Here is a 20,333-nt window from a genome sequence, read left to right as displayed (position 1 = left end):
TGCTATATCCCTGCTGTATGTCAGCAGGGCCCCGTTGGATTGGCCTGGTCAGGCAGGCTTCAGCGCTGTCCGCCAGACTGCGACGGCTTTTGCGGTGAATGTCCAGGTGGCTGTGCCGGTGGCGCCCGCGGTGGCTTGCGTCTTGTCGGCCTGTTCAGCGATCTGCGCGGCAGTGGCTTCCCAACGTTCGGTCCAGCCGCTCGGGGGCGTTGCCGCCGGCGAGGAGCTGTCGAAGCCGACGCCGCCGATCAGCATCGCGTTGTTGCTGGCGGTGGTGATGCTGGGGGCTGTGATGCTGGTCGCTGTGTAGGTGGTGTTTGTGGCTGTGACAACGCTGCTGTCCAGCGGGGTGCTGTTGTTGACACCCCGGTAGGCTGTGACGCCGCCGCCCCACTTCACCGCGGTGCTCAGTGTCCAGCTGTAACTGGCCGGGTCAGCTGAGCCCACCACCTTGTAGTAGGCGAAGACCCGCGCGCCGCTGGTGATGGAGAGATTGTTGACGACGGCTGTCCAGCCAGCCGGGGCAGCGGATACCGTCGGATTCTGGTCCGCCGTGAACGACGCGACCAGGACGTCGCCGGCCGCCGTTCCCGACGGCTTGGGCAGCGTGACGGCCGTAGTGGCCGTTGCGTTGTTCGTGGTGGTCGAGGCTCCGACTGTGATCCCTGACGGCGGCGGCGGGGTGGTGCCCGGGTTGACCGTGATGGTCTTGCTGGCCGACGTCGAGCCTCCGGCGTTGGTGGCGGTCAGTGTCGCGGTGTAGGTTCCGGCGGTGGAGTAGGTGTGCGACGGATTCTGCGTGGTGGAGGTCCCGCCGTCCCCGAACGCCCAGGCCCATGAGGTCGGTGAACCCGTGGACGTGTCAGTGAAAGCCACATCCAGTGGTGCGGTGCCCGACGTCGGAGACGCGGTGAACGAGGCCACCGGTGCCGCCGGCGGGGGTGGTGTGGTTCCCCCCAGGGGCCGGTAGGAGAACCAGTAGCGCTTGGTCACGTTGTTGCTGGCCAGGACCACCAGGCCGGTGGTGCTGTTCACGCTCTGCTTGCTGGTGGTCACGTCGTTCATGTTGGCGGACGATCCGTCCTGGATGATCGGAGTGCCGCGTCCGGAGGCGAAGACGGGGTTGTCCATGGAGGCCGTCTTTTCATAGATGGCGCCGGGGATGCCGGAGTAGGCGCAGCCGCTGACACCGGTGCCGGGTGCGGTGTGGAAGGCGTGCACGCTGTTGTTCTGCGTATCCAGGATGATTTGCGGGCGGGATACGCAGTCCCCGATCGTGGCGATCGTTGACTGCGAGAACGAGCCCGTTCCGGGCTTGAAAACCACCAGCAGCAACTGCGCCAGGCTCTGGTTGCTCGACGTGTCGTTGAGGCCGGTCTTGATCGCAGCGAACACCCGGCCAGTATTGTCGGACTGAAGTGTCTTGACGCTCAGATGGTCGTCGGCGAGCTTGTTGCCCTTGACGGCATCCTGGACCTTCCACGAGGACGTCGCCGTGGGGCTGGTCCCATCGGTGCGGGTCGCCCAGCGCACGGAGCCTGTGAGCTGGTCGCTCCACATGACCCCGACCTTGTTGTTGCCGTAAGCCACGACCGCGGAGATGTCATCCGGAGCGGGATTCGGGTTGGTGACCGGGATAACGAACGGGGAGTCCCAGCTGGTCCCGCCCGCTGCGGATCGGTTGACGTAGACGGTGTTTTTGAAGCCGCTGGTCGAATTGCCGGAGACCTGGGTCCAGGTCGCCCAGATGGCGCCTGTGCTGTCCTGGTCGATCGTCATCGACTCGCTGCTGTTGTTCATGATGGTGGTCGGGAAGCCGCTGTCCAAGGTGAACGTTCCCCCGGAGTAGCTGTAGCGGTACAGCTTGGCAGGCTGCCCCGAGACCGATGCTTTGGGCGTTGAATCGCTGGACACTGTCACAACATGGGAGGCGATGTAGAGGTGGGTGCCATCCCAGAGTGTGTCCGCCAGCGTGCTGGCCCGGGTGTCATTCGTGATACCGGTACTGACCCAGGTCTTCGTGGGGACGTCCAGCCGGTAGATTTGCCAGCCCGTTCCGGAGGTCCACATATCGGCCCACCAGGATCCGCCGTTGAACCAGAGCTTGCTCTGCGGCTTGTCCGACGTCGGTGGGTTGCTCACTCCGGAGTAGCTGATGCTGGGATAACCGTAGTCGGTGGCCGCCGAGGCGCTGCTTGAGATTCCCAGCAGGCCCCCTGCCACGACTAATGCCATTACCAGGCTCTGGCTTAGCCAGCGGACTGTACGTTTCATCTTGATCGCCGTTTCTTTCATGCGTTTGATCGCCGTTTCCATGGTGAGTTTGCAGATGTCTCCCGACGAGGTGATGCTAGCCACTCTTTCGGGAAGTGAAAAGAGCAATTTTCCCTAGTTTGGATTCTTATGTCTTTCCTGGCGGAGAAAGACCTTTCATGGAATACGCGATATGCCCCCTGGGTGGCAGCCGAACTGCACCCAGAATCCCGTTTCCCCCTGGACCCGCAGCCGCCTTGCAACTTCGTTGCGGCTTCGGCGTGCGCCGGCGCTGGAGCCTCCAGTCGAGGCGGCGTACGGTTCCAGTATCAGGACAAAAGCGCTGAAACTCAACGGAATTTGGCACTTAAGCCGCCGTCCGAGTACACCGTTCACGAATGACTCGTGGTTCCCGAGTAGGCCGCCCGGAGGACCCAAGTAGAGGCACGGGAACCGCGTGCTGAGTGGAACAAACAACCAAGTATTAGCCACTCGTGACACAACATTGGGTGAACTTTAGGCTCTAGGCAAGGCCACCGTCCAGTGGCAGCTGGGGTTCGGGGTTGCTGGTAATTCGACGGATGTCTATGAATTCGTCCGATAGGTTCTCATTCGCTGATGGCTGGGCTGTCAGCGTCCGGAAATTCCATGAAGTGGTGAGGCTTTTGTCTATTCCCAATTTGGTCCCTAATTCGCCCACGGAGCGAATTGCCGCCTCGCCGAGGGCTTCGGTGAGCGTGGTTATTCCTACGCTGAATGAAGAAATGAATTTGCCGTGGGTTCTGCGGCGCATGCCTTCATATGTGGATGAAGTGGTCATCGTGGACGGGCGCTCCCATGACCACACGATCGACGTCGCCCGGGCACTCAGGGTCGACGTTGTGGTGGTGGCTGAACCGCGCAAGGGCAAGGGCATCGCAGTCCGCGCCGGCTTTGCAGCGGCGTCGGGAGACATCATCGTGATGCTCGACGCGGACGGAAGCATGGACCCGCAGGAAATCGGCTGGTTCGTTTCCCCACTCCAGCATGACTACGACTTCGTCAAGGGCTCCCGCTACGTAACAGGCGGCGGGTCGGAAGACCTGACCTGGCTGCGGAACACCGGGAACCGGGTCCTGACGGGGTTGGCGAACACGGTGCTGAGAAGCAACTACTCGGATCTTTGCTACGGCTACATTGCGCTCCGCCGCGAATGCCTCGAGGTCCTCGAATTGGAGTCGGACGGCTTTGAGATCGAGACGGAGCTGATCGTCAGGGCCGCCCGCGCAGGCCTACGGATCGCGGAAGTGCCGAGCTTCGAACTTGACCGCATCTCCGGTGTCTCGAATCTGCAGACCTTCCGGGACGGATGGCGGGTCCTGCGCACGCTGGCCCGGGAATGCACGACGTGGGATGCGCCGACCGCGGGGGCAAGGCCCGAAGCCCTCCGACGGGTGAAGTACACCTATCCGAATGTCCGGTTTGCCCGCACACCCACGGATCCGCACAGCGTGCTTACCGTGGCGGAAGGAGCCTAAGGTGCTCGACTTCAATTTCCGGCCCACCGCTTCCGTGGTCATCTGCTCCTACACGGAGCAGCGCTGGGAACTACTCATGGACGTCATTGACTCCGTCCACGCCCAGACGCTGCAGCCGAAGCAGGTGATCGTCGTCGTGGACCACAACGAGGATCTGTACAAGCGGCTGGTGGCCGCCGTCCAGGACGTCACCCTGGTGGAGAGCACCGGTCTCCAGGGCCTTTCCGGGGCCCGGAATACGGGCGTGGGCCTGGCCACCTCGGAGATCGTGGCGTTTTTGGACGACGACGCCGTGGCAGCTCCGGACTGGCTCGAGAAGCTGACGGCGCTGTACGACGATTCCGACGTCCTGGCAGTCGGCGGCAAGGTTGAGCCGGCGTGGGAAGGCGGCCGGCCCGGCCACTTTGGCCCTGAATTGGACTGGATCGTCGGCTGCAGCCACCGCGGCATGCCCAAGGTGGCCTCCGAAGTGCGGAACGTGATCGGCGCCAACATGTCCTTCCGGCTTCAGGTGCTCCAGCAGGTCGGCGGCTTCAACCTTTCCCTTGGACGCCAGGGGACGAAACCGCTGGGTTGCGAAGAGACCGAAATCTGCATCCGGGCGGCTGTTGGCTCCCCGGGCTCCCGCATCGTGTACGAGCCGGCAGCCCTGGTGCATCACTACGTCCCGGTCCAGCGGGGAACGTTCCGCTACATGCTTGAGCGTTCCTGGGCGGAGGGTATTTCCAAAGCCCAGGTCAGCCACATCGTGGGCCACAAACGGGCCCTGGGTCCCGAGCGGCGCTACGTCCGCAGCGTCCTTCCACAGGCGGTCTTTTCCGCCCTGGCGGCCTGGGGCCGCGGTGCCGACCCCCAGGGTCTGCGCCGGGCGGGCGCCTCCGTTGCCGTTCTGGCAGTCACTGCCGCAGGATATCTGCGCGGACGCCGGGTCGCCCAAGGCTCCGGATCGCTCCTGTCCGGCCCAGCCCCTCTCGCCCATAGCGGCCCTCCCTGGAGGGAAGCCACGTGATTGAAGTCGGAAACGAGTTTGGGGTGGCAATCGAGGACGCAGGCCTGGACATTGCTCCGTCGATGGGAACCGGGGCCGCCCCTGACTGGCCCGGAGCCCTGTGGGTCGGAGCCGTCGACCTTGATGCCCTCGCGGGCTACACCCACCTGAGGCTTCAGGATTCCGTGGGCTACCACCGCGCACGCCTACTGGTGCGCAGCGGACCGTCAGTGCGCGGGTTCGTCGACGTCGACGCCCCCGGCGGCGTCCTGGACCGTGGCGTCCTTGAGTCCGCCGCGGCGGCACTGCCGTCGGCCGCAGCATCCCAGACGTCGTCGACGCCCTCAATCACTGTGATTGTGTGCACGCGGGACCGCGCGTCGCTGCTGCGCGGCGCGATCGCCGCGATCCTGCGCCTCGACTACCCGAACTTCGACGTCATCGTTGTGGACAACGGCGCAAGTACTGACGAGACACGCGACATGGTCCGTGAGGAGTTTCAAGACCCCCGCTTAATCCTGATTTCCGAGCCGAGGCCGGGGCTGTCCAGGGCCCGCAATGCCGGCTTGCGGCATGCGCGCGGGGACATCGTCGCGTTCACGGATGACGACGTCGTGGTGGACGAGTTCTGGCTGCGGGGAATCGCATCCGGCTTTGAGCAGGCCCCTAATGTTGCCTGCGTGACAGGACTGGTTCCTGCCGGCGAGCTGCGGTCGGCCGCCCAAGGCTACTTCGACGAGCGTGTCAACTGGTCCAAGATCGTGGCGCCGAAAGTCTTTTCCATGGCGGATCCGCCGGCCGACCTGCCGACGTTCCCGTTCTGCCCGGGGGCCTTCGGCACCGGGGCGAACTTCGCACTCGATCGGCGCACCGCCCTGGCGCTGGGAGCATTTGACCCGGCCCTGGGCGTCGGGACCCGCACCTGCGGCGGCGAGGACATCGACATGTTCACCCGGGTCATCCTCGGCGGGCATTCCCTGGTCGTCCAGCCTTCAGCGATTGTCTGGCACCGCCACCGGGCAGAGCTGGAAGACCTCATTGTCCAGGTCAGCGGTTATGGCAAAGGCCTGGGATCGTGGCTGACCAAGATTCTCTTGAACCCAAAAACGGCACGACTGGCCATTGCCCGAAGCCCACAAGGCGCGTTGCATTTCCTCAGAAACGCCCGTAACCATTCCCGTGGGCAGAACGCGGCCATCACGACGGCGACGGCGCCCCGGGACCCGCGCATCGCGAAGGCCCTGCGGACAGAACTTGTCTCAGTGGCGCGAGGACCACTGAACTACCTTCTTGAGCGCCGGTCGGGAAAGACATAGGCGGGTTCACCGACCACCGGCACGGCAGATGGCCTACACAGTTTTGGGGGAGCGCGTCACAAGGGGACGCTGACCACCCACTCGCACAGTCCCCGACAATCGATCAAGGAAGTTTCAGCGACATGGGTCTCTTACTCCACGACGAAACACCAACCCCCAAATCCCCGAGGCCAACGGTCTCGGCATTGAGGGCAGACAGGCCTTCGGACTTTGGGCTGGCCCTCGCCGGCCTCATCCTTGCCGGCCTCATCCTGTTCGATCTGGGCGGGCCCGTGCTGGCGCCGGTCACCCTCCTCGGCTGCCTCGTGCTGCCCGGATGGGTCCTGGTACGCCGTCTTCCCGACGCTGATCCGGTCGCACGCGCGGTCTGGACCGTCGTGATGAGCGCAGCCATCTACACCCTCCCCGCCGTCCTCATGGCGTGGGCGCATTTCTGGCATCCCCGGCCCGTCACGGCCGCCATCCTGATTGTGGCCTCGGCACTCATCGCGGTCTTCCCTCCGGGGACCGGAACAGGCCGGCATGCCGTTGACGGGCATCCGGTCAGCAGCCGCGCGCCGGACTGGCGCTCCGTGCGGAGCTTCGGGGCGTTCCGGGCCCGCAGGCTCTCGACGTACGTGCCGTGGGCCATCCTCGGCGCAGCGATGGTCGTATGGGGCGTAGCGCTGGCCACGACAGGGGAGGAGCTCGTCGGGAACAAGGGGCTCCTGACGACGTTTCCCCTGATCTGGTACTTCGCCGTGGCCGCGGTCGTGGCACTGTGCATCTGGGCCGTCGCGGCGCGGAAGATGGCGTCCAACGGCTTCCTGGCCGCCTCCACCACGGGACTCGTCGCCATGCTGTACGCCTCTGCGCCAATGGTGGACAGTGTTCCGCGTCTGCCCTGGTCCTACAAGCACATTGCGGTGACGAACTACATCGGTGCCACCGGCCAGGTGGATCCTTCAATCGACATCTACAACAGGTGGCCCGGATTCTTCTCGGTCAGCGCCTTCATGGGCGAAGTGGCCGGGTACCACAACGCCGTGGACTACGCTGCACTGGCGGAGTTCGGGTTCGGCCTGCTGGACGTTGTGATCATCCTCGCCATCGCCCGGACCCTCAGCTCCAACCCGAGGATCTACTGGACCGCCACCCTGGTCTTTGCCCTCACCAACTGGGTGAACCAGAACTACTACTCACCCCAGGCGTTCTCTTACACCCTCTACCTGACGATGTGCCTGATCGCATTGACCTTCCTCCGCAGTAGTCCCGTGAAAATCGTCACCGCGGTGGAGGCCCGGCTGAAAAGACTGCAGGGGCGGTTCAACCGGGGGCTCCCGGCCGCCACGTCGACTGAAGAGGTCCGCCCCAGCCCCGCCATGGTGATGCCCGCGGTCTTGGCGATTCTCCTCCTGCAGACCGCGACGGTCGTGAGCCATCAGCTGACGCCGTACATGGCCATCCTGGCACTGTTCCCGCTCTTCGTCTTCGGCTACTTCAAACCAAAGTGGCTGGGCCCGGCGCTTGCGGTTATGGCCATCGCATACCTGCTGCCCAATCTCGATTATGTGGACAACAAGTATGGCCTGTTCAGCGGATTCGACATCTTCAAGAACGCCAGTTACACCCTGCCCCAGGTCAGCAACATCGATAACGCCACCGGCTGGATGGCCCGGACTCCGGATGCCCTCTCTCTCCTTGTCGGGGCGCTGGGACTGGCCGGCTTCATCCGCAACCTGATCCGGGGCAACGTCAGGCAAACGCTGATCGTCGGCTGGCTGGCAGTCGCGCCCATGTTCTGGCTCCTGGCCCAGTCCTACGGCGGGGAGGCCAAGTTCCGGGTCTTTCTCTTCGCGCTCCCGTGGCTGGCAGTCGGGACGGCCTGGCTGTTCTGGTCCGGGCCGATCCGCACCCGGAAAGCCGTTCTGGGCGCCGTCGCCTCAATGACGATCATGGCTGTCCTGTTCACCATCGTGTACTTCCAGGCGGAAGCGAAATTCCGGGTCCCGAAAGCAGACGTGGTGGCGGCGCAGTGGCTGGACGCACGGGTCGGGCCGCGGGACGTTATTTTTGAAACCAACGCCTTCTTCCCGTTGCTGATCGGGCCGAACTACCCCAGCTACCTGGAATGGGGCCGGGTCACCCCGCTGACCAAGTTCCTCCAAGGCTCCAGCCGGAGCCTGACGCCCGAGGGAGTCGAGCGGTACGCGAACAACAACTGGAAGCCTGAGCGCATCTTTGTCGTCTTCTCGGACTCGCAACTGGCCCAGGCGATCAAGGACAAGCTATTCGATGCCGACATGCTCCCCGCTCTTGAACGGGCGATAGCCGTAGGGGATAAATCCGATCATGTATATGACAATGGAGCCGTCCGAATCTACCAAATCAAAAAAACCGGTTAACTTGGGGACAAGCGGCGGCATTCTCGCCAGAGTGGTCGCGGTCGTCGTCGCAACTGCGGTGGTCGTCGCGGCGGGCGTGTTCTTCTCGCGGGGACCCGACCCGTCGGACATGCCGGTGGGGGACCTCCCCGGGTGGAAGCAAACCGGCGCCCAGGACTTCAACACCCCGGCCCGGCTGGGCCAAGTGGGTGACGTCTACGGGCCGGACATGCGCGGCTATCACGATCTCGAGGACACCTCCGGCCAGGGCCTCTACACGCCGGATTCCGTGCTCTCCGTGAAGGATGGAAAACTCGATTACTACCTCCACACGAAGGGCAGGACGCCGCGGGTAGCGAGCATTGTCCCGTTCGGCTACGCCGGTCAGACCTATGGCCGCTACTCCATCCGGTTCCGGTCGGACAGCCTGCCGGGCTACAAAATCGCCTTTATGCTCTGGCCCACAAGCGATGATTGGCTCGAGGGCGAGATTGACTGGCCGGAAGGCGAGCTCAACGGGAAAATGTACGGCGTCTCGGCCATCAAGGATTCTCCGCTTAAAGGGCCGGACCGGTTCGACCCTTCCACGAGGTATTACTCGCGGACCGATGCGACCGAGTGGCATGTGGCGACGACGGAATGGACCCCCGGCAAAGTGAAGTGGTTTTGGGACGGGGAATTCGTCGGCAAGACGACCATTCCCGAAGGTGTCCCCACCACCAACATGCGGCTGACGCTGCAGGCCGAGACGAAGGACGGAGCCGACCAATCGTCACCCAAGCCTGAAACGGCCGGCCACCTGGAAGTCGACTGGGTCGTGCAGTATGCCTACGCGCCTTAGTGCGGCCCGCCCGCATATCACCGGCAGGATTGTCAGGCACGATTTTCCAGTGTTACGGCGGGAGGAACAGATGGAAGTGCCCAGTAACGGCCAGACCGACCCAGGGGAATGGAACGGTGAGCAGCCGGACATCCACCCCTTGATCGCGAGGGCGTTCCAGGCGCTTGACGGGTCGGGGCTTCCCTGGGTGCTGTTGCGCGGCGAAGATGACCTCGTCCGCCCCAGAGGCGATGTGGACATCCTTGTGGGGGACGGCCAGATGCAGCGCGTGGACGCCTTGTTGGCGGGTGTTGGTTTCCGCCGCGTGCTCGCTCCCGGGCACGGAAGCCACCGGTTCTATTTCAGCTACGACGCCGCAGAAGACCTGTGGCTCAAACTGGACGTCGTCTCGGAGATCTCCTTCGGCCCCTACCAACAGTGGCACACGCCCCTGGCCCAGGGCTGCCTCAAACGGCGCCTCCGGAACGGGCTGCTCTGGCTCCCGGCAACAACCGAACAGGCATGGCTTCAGCTCCTCCACACCATGCTGGACAAGGGCGGAGCCGTCGGGCCGGAGCGTGTGGAAACCGTCCGGGTCGCCGGCGCTCTGGCCTCGACCGATGACGCGATCGCGGCCTATGTCGACCGGCAGGTGGGACCCGGAACCGCCGCGCAGCTGCTCAAACTTGTCAGATCAGGCAGCGTTGAGGATTTCCGGGGTCCGGCCCTGCGCATGGCGTCAGCCCTGACCCGGAACGCGCCGTTGCGTACCAGGTTTACCGCGGGCCGAAACCGGGGGCTCCGGCTGATCAGCCCGACCTTTCAGGGGCGCGTCGGCCGCGGCATCGTGGTTGGTGTGGTGGGCCCGGAAGGTGCGGTCGAAACGACGCTGCTGCGCCGGCTCTGCGAGAGCTTTCCGGTTCCCAGCCGCTGCGTGTACCTGGGCATGCAGGGACCCGGGCGGAGGGACGGCTGGGTCGCACGGATTACCGGCGGACGGCTCGGCCAGGGCACGGTCGGGCAGATCCGCGGCGCGGTGGCAGCCAGATACCACCATCGACGGGGGCGGCTGGTTCTTGTGGTCCGGCCGGCCAACGACTCTTTGCTGCCCGGGCCTGCCGGGTCTGCCGGGGGAAAGCGGACAGGGACGGCCTTGGCGGTCGCGCTGGCGCCGCGGCCCGATGTGCTGCTTGTGCTGGACGCCCCCGGCCGGGTCATGTTCGCGGCGAACGGTGGAAACCGGTCTGAGGTCCTTGAAGAGCGGCGACAGGCCCACCTGGAAACCGCACAGCGGCTCCCCAACACCTGGGTCATCGACGCTGCCCGGCCTCAGCCGCTCATCCAGAGGATTGCAACCGAGATTGTCTGGGGGCAGGTGGCTGGATCCGCGGCCACCCTGGCCGCGTCCGGACGGCCGGAGCCGGAGACCCCGGAATCCGGAGGGCGGCCGTGAACTTCATCGACTCGGTACTCCGCGAGCACTACGGCGAGTGGGAGCTGGCGGCTTGCGGGCTGGGGGCGGAGTGGACCACCGTTATGGTGACGCCGCAGTTCACCACCTCACGGCACGTTGTGGGCCTGGTCTTCGCGGCCGGCGCCCGCTCTCCGAGCCTGGTCGTCAAAATTCCACGCTGCCCTGGAGACAATGAAGGTGTCCAGCGGGAGGCGGAGATGCTGCGGCAGCTCACCGCCCTCAGCGGCGGGCGGGTGGAGGGAATCCCCCACATTGTGGCCACCCTGGAGGTGGGGCTGCACACCGTTCTGGTGGAGACTGCTTTGACCGGAACTCCGCTGGACCCGGACAAGGTCGCCCGGGATCTGGCCGGCGCGGTCACCCTCGGTGTGGACTTCGTGGCCGCCCTGCCCTGCACCCGGCAGGGGGCGGACAACCGGGACTGGTACGAGCGGACGGTCGAGCGCCCGCTGGAGGCCCTCGCCGCGCTCCTGCCGCAGGACGCCGAGGTGTCCGCGCTGGTCGACCGCACCCACGAACTGCTGGGGCCCCTCCGGCACAGCACACTGCCCGCAGTATTCGAACACGCGGACCTGAGCCATCCAAATCTTCTGGTGCAGGCCGATGGGAGGCTTCAAGTCATGGACTGGGAACGCTCGTCGCTGTACGGCATTCCCGGGCACGACCTCATCTTCTACCTCCAGTACCTCAGTGAATCGTCCGACATGGCGTTTTCCCGGGTCGCCCAGCTGGCGGCGTTCGACAAAGCCTTCGGGCACGGGGGGTGGGCGCTGACGCCACTTCGCGAGCACCTGGCGCTCCGGAGCGTCGATCCGGAGCTGCTCCCGCTGCTCGTGATCGCCACCTGGGCGCGCTCAGCGTCCACGCTGGCCTACCGCCTTGCGAGCGAGGACGTTCCAGTGCCGGGGTCGGCCCAGCTGCGGGCCGCCGTCCTGGCGGACCGCGACTTCTGGCTGTGGCGGCATGTGGTGACCTCCGGCCTGAACGAGGTCTGCACCGGATGGTGCTGAGCCGGGAATTCGCCGGGGGACGGCGGTTCACGGCAAGATGTGACCATGGAGCACACTGACCAGCAGCCCTGGGTGAAGAACTACCAGCCGGGTGTCCCGGCCGAGATCGAATTGCCCACGGAATCTCTTACCGCGATGCTGGAGCGGTCTGTGGCCGAGGCCCGTACCGCCCCCGCACTGGAGTTTTTCGGGCGCCGCACCAGCTACACCGAACTCGGCGAACAGGTCGACCGGGCAGCGGAGGGCCTGCGCAGGCTCGGCGTCCGCGCCGGCGACCGTGTGGCCCTGATATTGCCGAACTGCCCGCAGCACGTGGTCGCGTTCTACGCGGTACTGCGCCTCGGCGCCGTCGTCGTCGAACACAACCCGCTGTACACCTCGCGGGAACTCCGCCACCAGTTCGAGGACCACCAGGCCCGCGTCGTCATTACCTGGGACAAGGCCGCGGCGGCCATCCGCGACTTCCCGGCCGACATCGAGATCGACCACGTCGTCTCGGTCAATCTCCTGGCGGCGTTCCCCGCCGTCAAGCGCCTTGCCCTGCACCTGCCGGTAAAGAAACTGCGGGAGTCCCGCGAGGCGCTGACCGGCCCCGCGCCGGGAACGACCCCGTGGAAGGAACTCCTCAGCCACGGCCGCATCGATCCGGGACACCCCCGTCCCGCGGTCAATGACCTCGCCGCAATCCAGTACACCTCGGGAACCACCGGCCGTCCCAAGGGCGCCATGCTCACCCACTTCAACCTGTACTCCAACGCCCTGCAGGGTGAAGCGTGGATGCACGGGGCCGAATACCGCAAGGAAGTCTTCTACGCGATCCTGCCGATGTTCCATGCCTTCGGCATGACGCTCTACCTTACCTACGGCATCCGCAAGCAGGGCCTGCTGGTTCTCTTCCCCAAATTCGACCCGGACCTGGTGCTGGAGGCCATGAAGAAATCGCCCGCCACCGTCTACTGCGCAGTCCCGCCGATCTACGAGCGCACCGCCATGGCCGCGAAGGAGAAGGGCATCTCGCTCCGGTCCTGCAAGTACTGCATCTCCGGCGCCATGAACCTTCCTGACCATGTCGTGGAACTGTGGGAGTCGGTCTCCGGCGGGCTGCTGGTGGAAGGCTACGGGATGACCGAGTCCTCGCCGGTTGCGCTGGGCAACCCCTTCCACCCGACGCGCCGCAACGGCACGATCGGCGTGCCGTTCCCGTCGACCCTGATGAAGGTCGTCAGCCTGGATGATCCCGCCGTGGACGTGGCGCCGGGCCAGCCGGGGGAGTTGCTGCTGAAGGGCCCGCAGGTCTTCCATGGCTACTGGAACAACCCGGAGGAAACAGCGAAGACCCTCACCGCTGACGGCTGGCTGCGGACCGGCGATGTCGTGACCGTGGACGAGTGCGGATTCACCACGATTGTTGACCGGGCGAAGGAGCTCATCATCACCGGCGGTTTCAACGTCTCACCCACCGAGGTGGAGGCGGTGCTGCGCCTGCACCCGGACGTCAAGGACGCCGCCGTCGTCGGCAGGCCACTCGAGCGGGGCGGCGAGATGGTGGTCGCCGCTGTCGAACTTGAGCCGGGCACCACGCTGGATGAGGACTCCCTCCGCGGGCACTGCCGCGAGCACCTGGCCGGCTACAAGGTCCCCAAACGGATCGTTGCCATCCCGGACATGCCGCGGTCGATGCTCGGCAAAATCCTGCGGAAGCAGGTTCGCGAGCAGGTGCTGCCGACGCTCTGACCTTGCCGGGGCACACGGCGAGCGGGCGGGGGCGACGGCGGGGCGCGCCGTCGACGTCCGGCGGGTCGGCACGACTGAGCGAGTAGGCACACGTGGAGTCAAACATCCTGCTCAAGTAGCCATCCAAGGCCGGGCCCAGAGGCCGCTACTAGTGACACCCGTTCGTGCAGATCGTAGGCTTCAGTACACAGTTGCAACGGCTGTCCCGCCGTTGGTGTCCTCTGGTGATTGACGCGGTTGATTGCAGTGGGGCAGCTGCTGGATGGCAGCTAACTGGAAACCCGGCCAAGGAGGTCTCACCCCGTGGTTCACGCGCTTCGCAGCGACTCGCCGGCGTCACGCCCGCCAGAGCGCGCCCGACGGCGGCGCACATGACTGCGGACCCGCGCACCGGCCATTCGGCCGTGCACCCGACGGTAGCCAAGGCCTTTCACGCCCTTGACGAAACGGGGCTGCCCTGGGTCCTGTTGCGCGGCGAGGACGACCTCGCCCTGCCCTCCGGCGACGTCGACATCCTCGTGGCACAGGAGCTGCTTCCGGTCCTGGACGGGCTCATGAACGGGATCGGACTGTGCCGGGTCCACGCCACGGGACACGGTAGCCACCGCTTCTACTTTGGCTATTCGGACTCCGGTGAGCTGTGGCTGAAACTGGACATTGTCACGGAAATCTCCTTCGGGCCGTTCCAGCAGTGGCGGACGCCCTTGGCGCAGGGCTGCCTCGAACGGCGCGTCCGCACGGGTGAGCTGTGGATGCCCGCCCCGGCGGACCAGGCCTGGCTGCAGCTCCTCCATCTCACGCTGGACAAAGGGGAGATCCAGCCGCAACGCCAGGAGGCCGCCCGGGCCGCCGCCGCCGTCGCGTCGCCCGCGGACCGAATCGCCCGATACCTGAATCAGCGCAGCGGAGCGGGCGCCGCGGCGGAACTGCTGGACCTGGTCCGCGCCGGCAGGTTTGACGAGGCCCCTGCCCTGGCCGCCCGGCTGCGGTCCGGCTGGACTTCCGCGGCACCCCTGCGGACACACTCACTGGCCCTGACAAACCGTGCGCTGCGCCAGCTCAGCCCGAGGCTCCCGGGCCGGGGCCTGGTGGTGGGCGTGATGGCCCCCGACGGCGCCGGAAAGACCACACTGCTCCACGGCCTGCGTGCCGGATTCCCCATCCCCACCGCCTATGTCTACATGGGCTTGTGGGGCGCCGGGCCGTGGGATGGCTGGCTGCACCGGGTCCCCGGGGGGCGAACCGCGAAGAAGATGTACCGGGCCCTCAAAGGCGGGATGGCCGCCCGGTACCACCGCGTCCGCGGACGCGTGGTGCTCATGGACCGGGTCGCCTACGATGCCCTGCTGCCAGGAGCTGCGGACAGCAAACCTAAAACCGGAGGATCAAACTCACTCGCCGTGCGGCTCGCCGCTGCTCCGGACCTACTGCTGGTCCTCGATGTTCCCGGTGAGGTGATGTTCTCCAGGAAGGGCGAGCACACGGCGGAAATTCTGGAGACATGGCGGCAGTCCTACCTGCAGTTGGCTGATCGGCTGCCCGGTTCCTACATCCTCGACGCCGCCCAGCCCCTGGACCTGGTCCAGCGGCTGGCAACGAAGACGGTGTGGGGCCGTGTGTGCCCCGGCACGCCAGACGCCTCCGAGGCAGTTCCTTCGAGTGAGGCGGCCGCCCTCTCGCTGCACTTGTGGAGGCTGCTCGACTGGCGCTTCCTGGTACCGGTGTTGCAGCCCCGCAGTGTGGGGTACGGCGGCTCGGTGGGCCCGGATCTGATGGCGGCGCTGCATTTGCTGGACCCCGACGCCGTCCGCATCCCGTCCCGGCGCAATGGCACCCCGGACGGTTCTTTTGAAGTTGTGCTGCTCCGGGAGCCTGACCTGCAGCTTTTCGAGCAGGCCGCGGCGGCGGTGCAGCCCGGCGGGTGGATGTGCGCCCAGGTGAAACGTTCGTTCCTTCGGCGCACGGGTCCGCGCACGCTGGCTGGTTGGAAACGGACGTTCAAGCGGCGTGGTTTCGATGACATCAGCGTCCACTGGCACGCGACCACCCTGGACAGCCCGGGCCGCCTGGTGCCAACGGCATCGGCCACCGCGGTCCTGGACACGCTGTCGCTGCACAAGGGGGTCCGCTTCGGATTGGCCAAGGCCGTCATGGCCCGGTTTGCCCTGGTGCTTCGCTTGTTCGATGTGGCAGTCCCGGAGGGAACCGTGACGGGCCGCCGCCCGGAGCGCTGAAAATCCGCTGACCCCCGGCACTCCGGGGGTCAGCGGCGCCGGACCAGCTGCACCAGCTCATCATGCAGGGGCTTGAAACCGAAGCGAAGAATCGCATAGACCACGGCAACGGCCGTGGGGACAACCAGAACGAGGGTGGCTACTCCGCCCAGGACCGGCGCCGCGAGGATGCCGAGTCCCGCTACTGCCACGGCCGCACCGCAGACCAGACCGGGAGCTACAGCACGGAGCAGTTCCCGGGCCCGCAGCTCGATCACCCGGGCGGCCACGAGCTGCATGCCGCCGGCGAACACCACCGCGACGACGAATTGTGCACAGGCGACGCCCACGATGCCCCACTGGGTGGCATACAGCAGGACCGGCAGCAGGATGACGAGCCGTACCAGCGAAACCCAGATCGAGAGGCCGGGACGGCCGATGGCCTTGTACACGTCGTTGGCGCCGGCGCCCAGGGAGCGGGCCGCGGCGTAGAGGGCAAGGAAAACGAGCGGCAGTACGGCGTCCAACCACTTCTCGCCGAAGACCAGCGGTACCAGAACCGGTGCCACCACTGCCAGCCCCACACCCGTGGTGACGCCGTACAGGGACTGGATCCGCACACTGGTCAGGTAGCCGGAGCGGAGCCGTTCCGGCTCGCCGCGTACCTGGGCGTACAAGGGGAACAGGACGGTCGACAGCACAAAGAAGACGTTGAGGATCAGCACCTCGGGCAGGCGGAAGGCCAGCGTGTAGTAGCCCAGCGCGTGCGCCCCGAGGAGGAGGCCAATGATGAGGTAGTCGATGTCGAAGATCAGCCGGGCCAGCATGCTGCTGCCGGCGACCGGTGCGCCGTATTTCAAGTTGGCTTGGAGGGCATCTTTGCGCACGCGCCAGATTTGCCAGGGTGCACTCCTGCCCACGAGGAACCAGCACGTCGCTGCGTAGGCCACGGACCCCGCCGCGGTTCCCACGGCCAGCGACCAGGCCCCGTGGCCGGTAAATGCCAGGCTCAGTGTCACTGTGCCCATCGTGGCGGCACGTATGACCGGAGCCGCCGTGAGCTTCTTGAATTGCAGGTCGCGCCGCAGCAGGGCCTCGGGAACGGCGCCGAGCGAGGTGGCCAGCACCGAGATCCCCAGGACCTGGACCAGGGGTTCGACATCGGGGAGGCTGAAGATCTCCGCAATCAGGGGCGCGGCCAGGAAGGCGCCCAGGCCCAGGAGGGTGCCCAGCACCGCGGAGATCAGCAGCGCGGACCTCGCAATGACGCCGGTGCGTGGCAGGTAGACCAGCGCCTGGGCCACGCCGGCGTCGGCAATAGTCTCCGCGTAGCCCATGAGGACCAGGGCCAGGGCCACCAGGCCGTACTCTTCGGGAGACAGCAGCCGCGCCAGCACGATGGTGGTCACCAGGACGATGATTCTTCCGCTGGCGAAGGCCAGCCCCTGCCACATGGCGCCCCGGACACCGGTCCGGGCCAGTTCCCCGGGTGCGTACGTCATGCCGGCGAGCTTCCAAGCGCAAGGCCGGCGCTGCCGGGATGGGTCGCGCTGCGCAGCTCGTCCAAGTACTCCTGCGTGACCGTCTGCCAGGTCCTGACGGCGCCGGCGTCACGCTCCGCGTGCTCCGGCCGTGGCCCTGTCAGCCGATTGACGACGTGTTCAGCAAAGTTGCCGGAGTCCGGCGCAATGGTCAGCAAAGGATGAGGGTCCTGCTCCCGGGCGGCGACCGGTGTGGCAACCACGGGAAGTCCCGCAGCCAGCGCTTCGCGGACCGAGTTCCGGATGCCGACCCCATGTTCGTCGGGGAACGCTGCCACATCGGCGGACTGGAAGACGTCGAGGACGGACGGCACATTCGCCAGGACCTCCACCCGGGGCCCGGCCAGCGCGAGGACTTCAGGCTCGGGGCGGCGGCCGGCGAGGACAAACCTGGCATCCGGGACCTTTTCCCATACCAGGGGGGCGATCTTGCCGATCAGGACCTTCACGCTATCGATATTAGGTCCGTAGTTCAGGCTGCCGACAAAGCAGACCACTGGGCCGGACTGTCGGGCGGCGGGACGGCGGGCCTGCTCGGCTCCGTTCGGGATGCTCCGCACCGGCCGTGCCAGGCGGTGAGACCATTCAATGGCATCCTGTGAGCCCACCGTGAGAAGGCGCGCCCGTGCGGGCAGGCGTCGCTCGGCCCGCAGCGCCTGACGCTCCCGTGCCCGGTACGCCGGCCGCAGGCGCCCCGCGATGGCGGTGTCCATCCCGGCCCGGATCGACCAGGGGTCCACTGTCTGCAGGACAACCGGTCCCTGCACGTGGCGGGCGAGAAAAAGGGCGTGTGGACCGTGGATCAGGGTGGCATCGCTCCGGGCTGACAGCCTGACGGCGGTCGAAACGGCCTCCGCAGTGGAACGTTGGTGCTTTCCGACGCCGTTCAGGCCAGCAAATGACCGCATCAGCGCAGCAGCGCGGCTCCGGGGGGTCAGGACGTGCACTGCGGCGCAGCGGCTGCGCACCTCGTCCGGAAGGCCGACCGGGCCCGAGAACGTCAGCAGGGTCACGTCCACGTCGGCCGGAAGATTTCGCAGAATCTCATAAGGAATCATCGAGCTGCCGTCACCGAAGACGGGGTCCCGGTTGGGCACACTTTCTGTGATGTACAGAAGCCTCATTGCACGAGTGTACTGGACCCTGCGGGCGTGCGGCCGGGGGTCCGGCGGCCCTGTTTGGGACCGCGGATATTTCGTGTGACGGCTGTCAGCCCAGAAGATCGTCCTCGTAGCACCAACGCCAGTCCTCCCCAGGTTCGATACTCCGCATGACGGGATGGCCGGTCGCGCCGAAATGCCTGGAGGCATGGGTTCCGGGCGACGAATCACAGCACCCCACGGTGCCGCAGGCCAGGCACATTCTGAGGTGGACCGGCGTCGTGCCGTCCCGGGCGCAGTCCGCACAGTACGGGTGGGCGGGGACCCCGGGTTCCGGTGCGGATTCCAGATGCGTGCACATGCCGCCCGGCTGGGCAACGCCCTCGCCGCCGCCGCCGCTGGACATGTCCAGGTCCTCCACCGCCGCGTCCAGCATCGATTCCTCAATGTCCAGCCGGTCCAGGACCGAGCTGAGGACCTCATGCGGAAACCCGCCGCCGCGCCGCAGCTCCAGCACCTTCGTCCGCTCAGCATCCAGCATCGCCAGCCGCAGGTGGGCGTAGCGCTGGCTCGGCGTCGCCGCCTCCGCCGAGGGCCGGCCAAGACGTTCCCAGGCCGCCAGCCCGCGTTCCTGGGTCCGCCGCTTGAGCATCGCCATGACTTCGGGCGGGTCGGCGTCGGTCCGGAGTTCCTGCAGCCGTTCCACCCCGGCCGCCGTGGCCAGCTGCATCAGGGACGCCTGATTCAGGGCATCTTCACGCTGGTCCGGCCCCTGGACCTGCAGCAGCCGGACCAGCGAGGGCAGGGTGAAGCCTTGCAGTGTCAGGGTTCCGCCGACCACCACCATTGCCGCCAGCACCAACACGGAACGGTGCTCCAGGTCCGCGGGCAGCACCAGCACCGCCGCGAGGGTGACGACACCGCGCATGCCGGCCCACGAGACGATGGCGGCGTATTGCCACGGCGGGGCCGGGTCCTTCCGCCGTATCGCCGGAACCAGCCGGGGCAGGTAGGTCGCGGGGAACACCCAGACCGGCCGCAGCAGCAGCACCGCCAGCAGAATCACGGCGCAGCCGGCCCAGATCCGGGCGGCCCCCAGCGAGTCGCCCTGGACGCCTTCAATGATGGTCCGGACCTGCAGGCCGATCAGCAGGAAGACCGAATTCTCCAGCAGGAACTGCACCGTGTTCCAGTTGCTGCGCTGGCTCAGCCGGGCCGCGCCATTGGGCATGGACGGCGCCTTAGTGCCCATCACCAGCCCCGCCACGACGACGGCGAGGACACCGGAGGCATGGATCGCCTCCGCCGGGAGGTACGCGACGAAGGGTGCCATCAGGGACAGGGTGGTGTTGATCGCGACGTTCCGGATCCGCTTGCGCAGCTGGGTCAGCACGTAAGCCGCAGCCAGTCCCACCACCAGCCCGCCGCCGGCCGCGAGCAGGAATCCGCCGGCCAACCCGGCCGCGGAGACGGTTCCTGCGATGGCGGCGATGGCCGCCCGGAGACAGACCAGGGCCGTCGCGTCGTTGACCAGCGACTCGCCTTCGAGGATGGTCACGATCCTGCGGGGCATGCCCACCTTGCGGGCGATGGCAGTCGCCGCGACGGCGTCCGGCGGTGCGACGACGGCGCCGAGGGCGATCGCTGCGGCGAGCGGAATCTCGGGGAACAGCCACCAGACGACGAAGCCCACGGCGAGCGTGCCAAAGATGACGTAGCCGACCGACAGCAGGCCGATGGCGCGCCGGTTGGAGCCGAAATCGAACAGTGAGGTCTGCAGCGCCGCGGCGTAGAGCAGGGGCGGCAGCAACCCCACCAGGACGAGTTCCGGGTTCAACTCGATGTCGGGAACAAAGGGCAGGAAGGATCCGACGACGCCTGCCAGCACCAGCAACAGGGGGACGGAAACATTGATCTTCCGGCCCAAAGCGCTGCCCGCGCAAACCACCGACGCGAGTGCAAGCAATCCAAGGGCAACTTCCATGGGGCTATTCTCTCAGGCGT

14 protein-coding genes are annotated in these 20,333 nt (G+C 66.4%); 9 read left to right on the top strand and 5 right to left on the bottom strand.

The window, feature by feature from the left end; all coding sequences use genetic code 11:
- Positions 1–48: 48 nt before the first annotated feature.
- Together ACZY0Y_RS10400 and ACZY0Y_RS10395 are read right to left on the bottom strand one after the other, a co-directional pair.
- On the bottom strand, positions 49–2,358 hold the full coding sequence (locus tag ACZY0Y_RS10400; RefSeq protein ID WP_463957849.1) for a PKD domain-containing protein: 2,310 nt from the start codon (positions 2,356–2,358) through the stop codon (positions 49–51).
- A 418-nt stretch (positions 2,359–2,776) separates the two neighbouring features.
- Positions 2,777–3,046: a hypothetical protein gene (locus ACZY0Y_RS10395; protein WP_463882500.1), complete on the bottom strand. Its 270-nt coding sequence runs from the start codon at positions 3,044–3,046 to the stop codon at positions 2,777–2,779.
- Here ACZY0Y_RS10395 and ACZY0Y_RS10390 point away from each other — a divergent pair.
- From ACZY0Y_RS10390 to ACZY0Y_RS10350, 9 genes are all read left to right on the top strand, one after another.
- The gene (locus tag ACZY0Y_RS10390; RefSeq protein WP_035740138.1) at positions 3,018–3,770 is read left to right on the top strand and encodes a glycosyltransferase family 2 protein; all 753 of its coding nucleotides are present in this window, start codon (positions 3,018–3,020) and stop codon (positions 3,768–3,770) included. The genes ACZY0Y_RS10395 and ACZY0Y_RS10390 overlap by 29 nt on opposite strands.
- A gap of 1 nt (position 3,771) precedes the next feature.
- Positions 3,772–4,779 carry a glycosyltransferase family 2 protein gene (locus ACZY0Y_RS10385; protein ID WP_463882321.1) on the top strand — a complete coding sequence of 336 codons (1,008 nt, stop codon included), beginning with the start codon at positions 3,772–3,774 and terminating at the stop codon, positions 4,777–4,779.
- Positions 4,776–6,074: a glycosyltransferase gene (locus ACZY0Y_RS10380; protein ID WP_463882323.1), complete on the top strand. Its 1,299-nt coding sequence runs from the start codon at positions 4,776–4,778 to the stop codon at positions 6,072–6,074. Before ACZY0Y_RS10385 ends, ACZY0Y_RS10380 begins: the two co-directional genes overlap by 4 nt.
- Positions 6,075–6,196: 122 nt before the next feature.
- Complete coding sequence (locus tag ACZY0Y_RS10375; RefSeq protein ID WP_463957847.1) at positions 6,197–8,458, top strand: hypothetical protein; 2,262 nt, start codon at positions 6,197–6,199, stop codon at positions 8,456–8,458.
- Positions 8,459–8,489: 31 nt separating this feature from the next.
- Positions 8,490–9,278, top strand: a complete 789-nt coding sequence (locus ACZY0Y_RS10370; RefSeq protein WP_463957845.1) for a glycoside hydrolase family 16 protein — start codon at positions 8,490–8,492, stop codon at positions 9,276–9,278.
- A gap of 70 nt (positions 9,279–9,348) precedes the next feature.
- Positions 9,349–10,710 carry a nucleotidyltransferase family protein gene (locus ACZY0Y_RS10365; protein ID WP_463957843.1) on the top strand — a complete coding sequence of 454 codons (1,362 nt, stop codon included), beginning with the start codon at positions 9,349–9,351 and terminating at the stop codon, positions 10,708–10,710.
- A complete protein-coding gene (locus ACZY0Y_RS10360; protein ID WP_463957841.1) occupies positions 10,707–11,741 on the top strand; it encodes an aminoglycoside phosphotransferase family protein in 1,035 nt (344 codons plus the stop codon). The genes ACZY0Y_RS10365 and ACZY0Y_RS10360 overlap by 4 nt, the downstream gene beginning before the upstream one ends.
- A gap of 45 nt (positions 11,742–11,786) precedes the next feature.
- Positions 11,787–13,475, top strand: coding sequence for a long-chain-fatty-acid--CoA ligase (locus tag ACZY0Y_RS10355; protein ID WP_463957840.1), 1,689 nt, complete (start codon positions 11,787–11,789; stop codon positions 13,473–13,475).
- A gap of 371 nt (positions 13,476–13,846) precedes the next feature.
- The gene (locus ACZY0Y_RS10350) at positions 13,847–15,709 is read left to right on the top strand and encodes a nucleoside/nucleotide kinase family protein (protein ID WP_463957838.1); all 1,863 of its coding nucleotides are present in this window, start codon (positions 13,847–13,849) and stop codon (positions 15,707–15,709) included.
- A gap of 29 nt (positions 15,710–15,738) precedes the next feature.
- Here ACZY0Y_RS10350 and ACZY0Y_RS10345 read toward each other — a convergent pair whose 3' ends face one another.
- From ACZY0Y_RS10345 to ACZY0Y_RS10335, 3 genes are all read right to left on the bottom strand, one after another.
- Positions 15,739–17,190, bottom strand: a complete 1,452-nt coding sequence (locus ACZY0Y_RS10345) for a lipopolysaccharide biosynthesis protein (RefSeq protein WP_463882341.1) — start codon at positions 17,188–17,190, stop codon at positions 15,739–15,741.
- On the bottom strand, positions 17,187–18,353 hold the full coding sequence (locus tag ACZY0Y_RS10340) for a glycosyltransferase (protein ID WP_463957836.1): 1,167 nt from the start codon (positions 18,351–18,353) through the stop codon (positions 17,187–17,189). The genes ACZY0Y_RS10345 and ACZY0Y_RS10340 overlap by 4 nt, the downstream gene beginning before the upstream one ends.
- Before the next feature lie 85 nt (positions 18,354–18,438).
- The gene (locus ACZY0Y_RS10335) at positions 18,439–20,313 is read right to left on the bottom strand and encodes a Na+/H+ antiporter (protein ID WP_463957834.1); all 1,875 of its coding nucleotides are present in this window, start codon (positions 20,311–20,313) and stop codon (positions 18,439–18,441) included.
- Positions 20,314–20,333: the final 20 nt, after the last annotated feature.

It is taken from the genome of Pseudarthrobacter kochi (assembly GCF_055412805.1).
The sequence above is the reverse complement of the archived record's forward strand: the minus strand, read 5'-3'. Positions and strand labels throughout refer to the sequence as shown.

Bases quoted from the DNA above. Each gene is read 5' to 3' on its own strand.
- ACZY0Y_RS10350 (WP_463957838.1), top strand. From the start codon at position 13,847: ATGACTGCGGACCCGCGCACCGGCCATTCGGCCGTGCACCCGACGGTA.
- ACZY0Y_RS10365 (WP_463957843.1), top strand. From the start codon at position 9,349: ATGGAAGTGCCCAGTAACGGCCAGACCGACCCAGGGGAATGGAACGGT.
- ACZY0Y_RS10345 (WP_463882341.1), bottom strand. From the start codon at position 17,190: ATGACGTACGCACCCGGGGAACTGGCCCGGACCGGTGTCCGGGGCGCC.
- ACZY0Y_RS10355 (WP_463957840.1), top strand. From the start codon at position 11,787: ATGGAGCACACTGACCAGCAGCCCTGGGTGAAGAACTACCAGCCGGGT.
- ACZY0Y_RS10390 (WP_035740138.1), top strand. From the start codon at position 3,018: ATGAATTTGCCGTGGGTTCTGCGGCGCATGCCTTCATATGTGGATGAA.
- ACZY0Y_RS10395 (WP_463882500.1), bottom strand. From the start codon at position 3,046: ATGCGCCGCAGAACCCACGGCAAATTCATTTCTTCATTCAGCGTAGGA.
- ACZY0Y_RS10375 (WP_463957847.1), top strand. From the start codon at position 6,197: ATGGGTCTCTTACTCCACGACGAAACACCAACCCCCAAATCCCCGAGG.
- ACZY0Y_RS10335 (WP_463957834.1), bottom strand. From the start codon at position 20,313: ATGGAAGTTGCCCTTGGATTGCTTGCACTCGCGTCGGTGGTTTGCGCG.
- ACZY0Y_RS10340 (WP_463957836.1), bottom strand. From the start codon at position 18,353: ATGAGGCTTCTGTACATCACAGAAAGTGTGCCCAACCGGGACCCCGTC.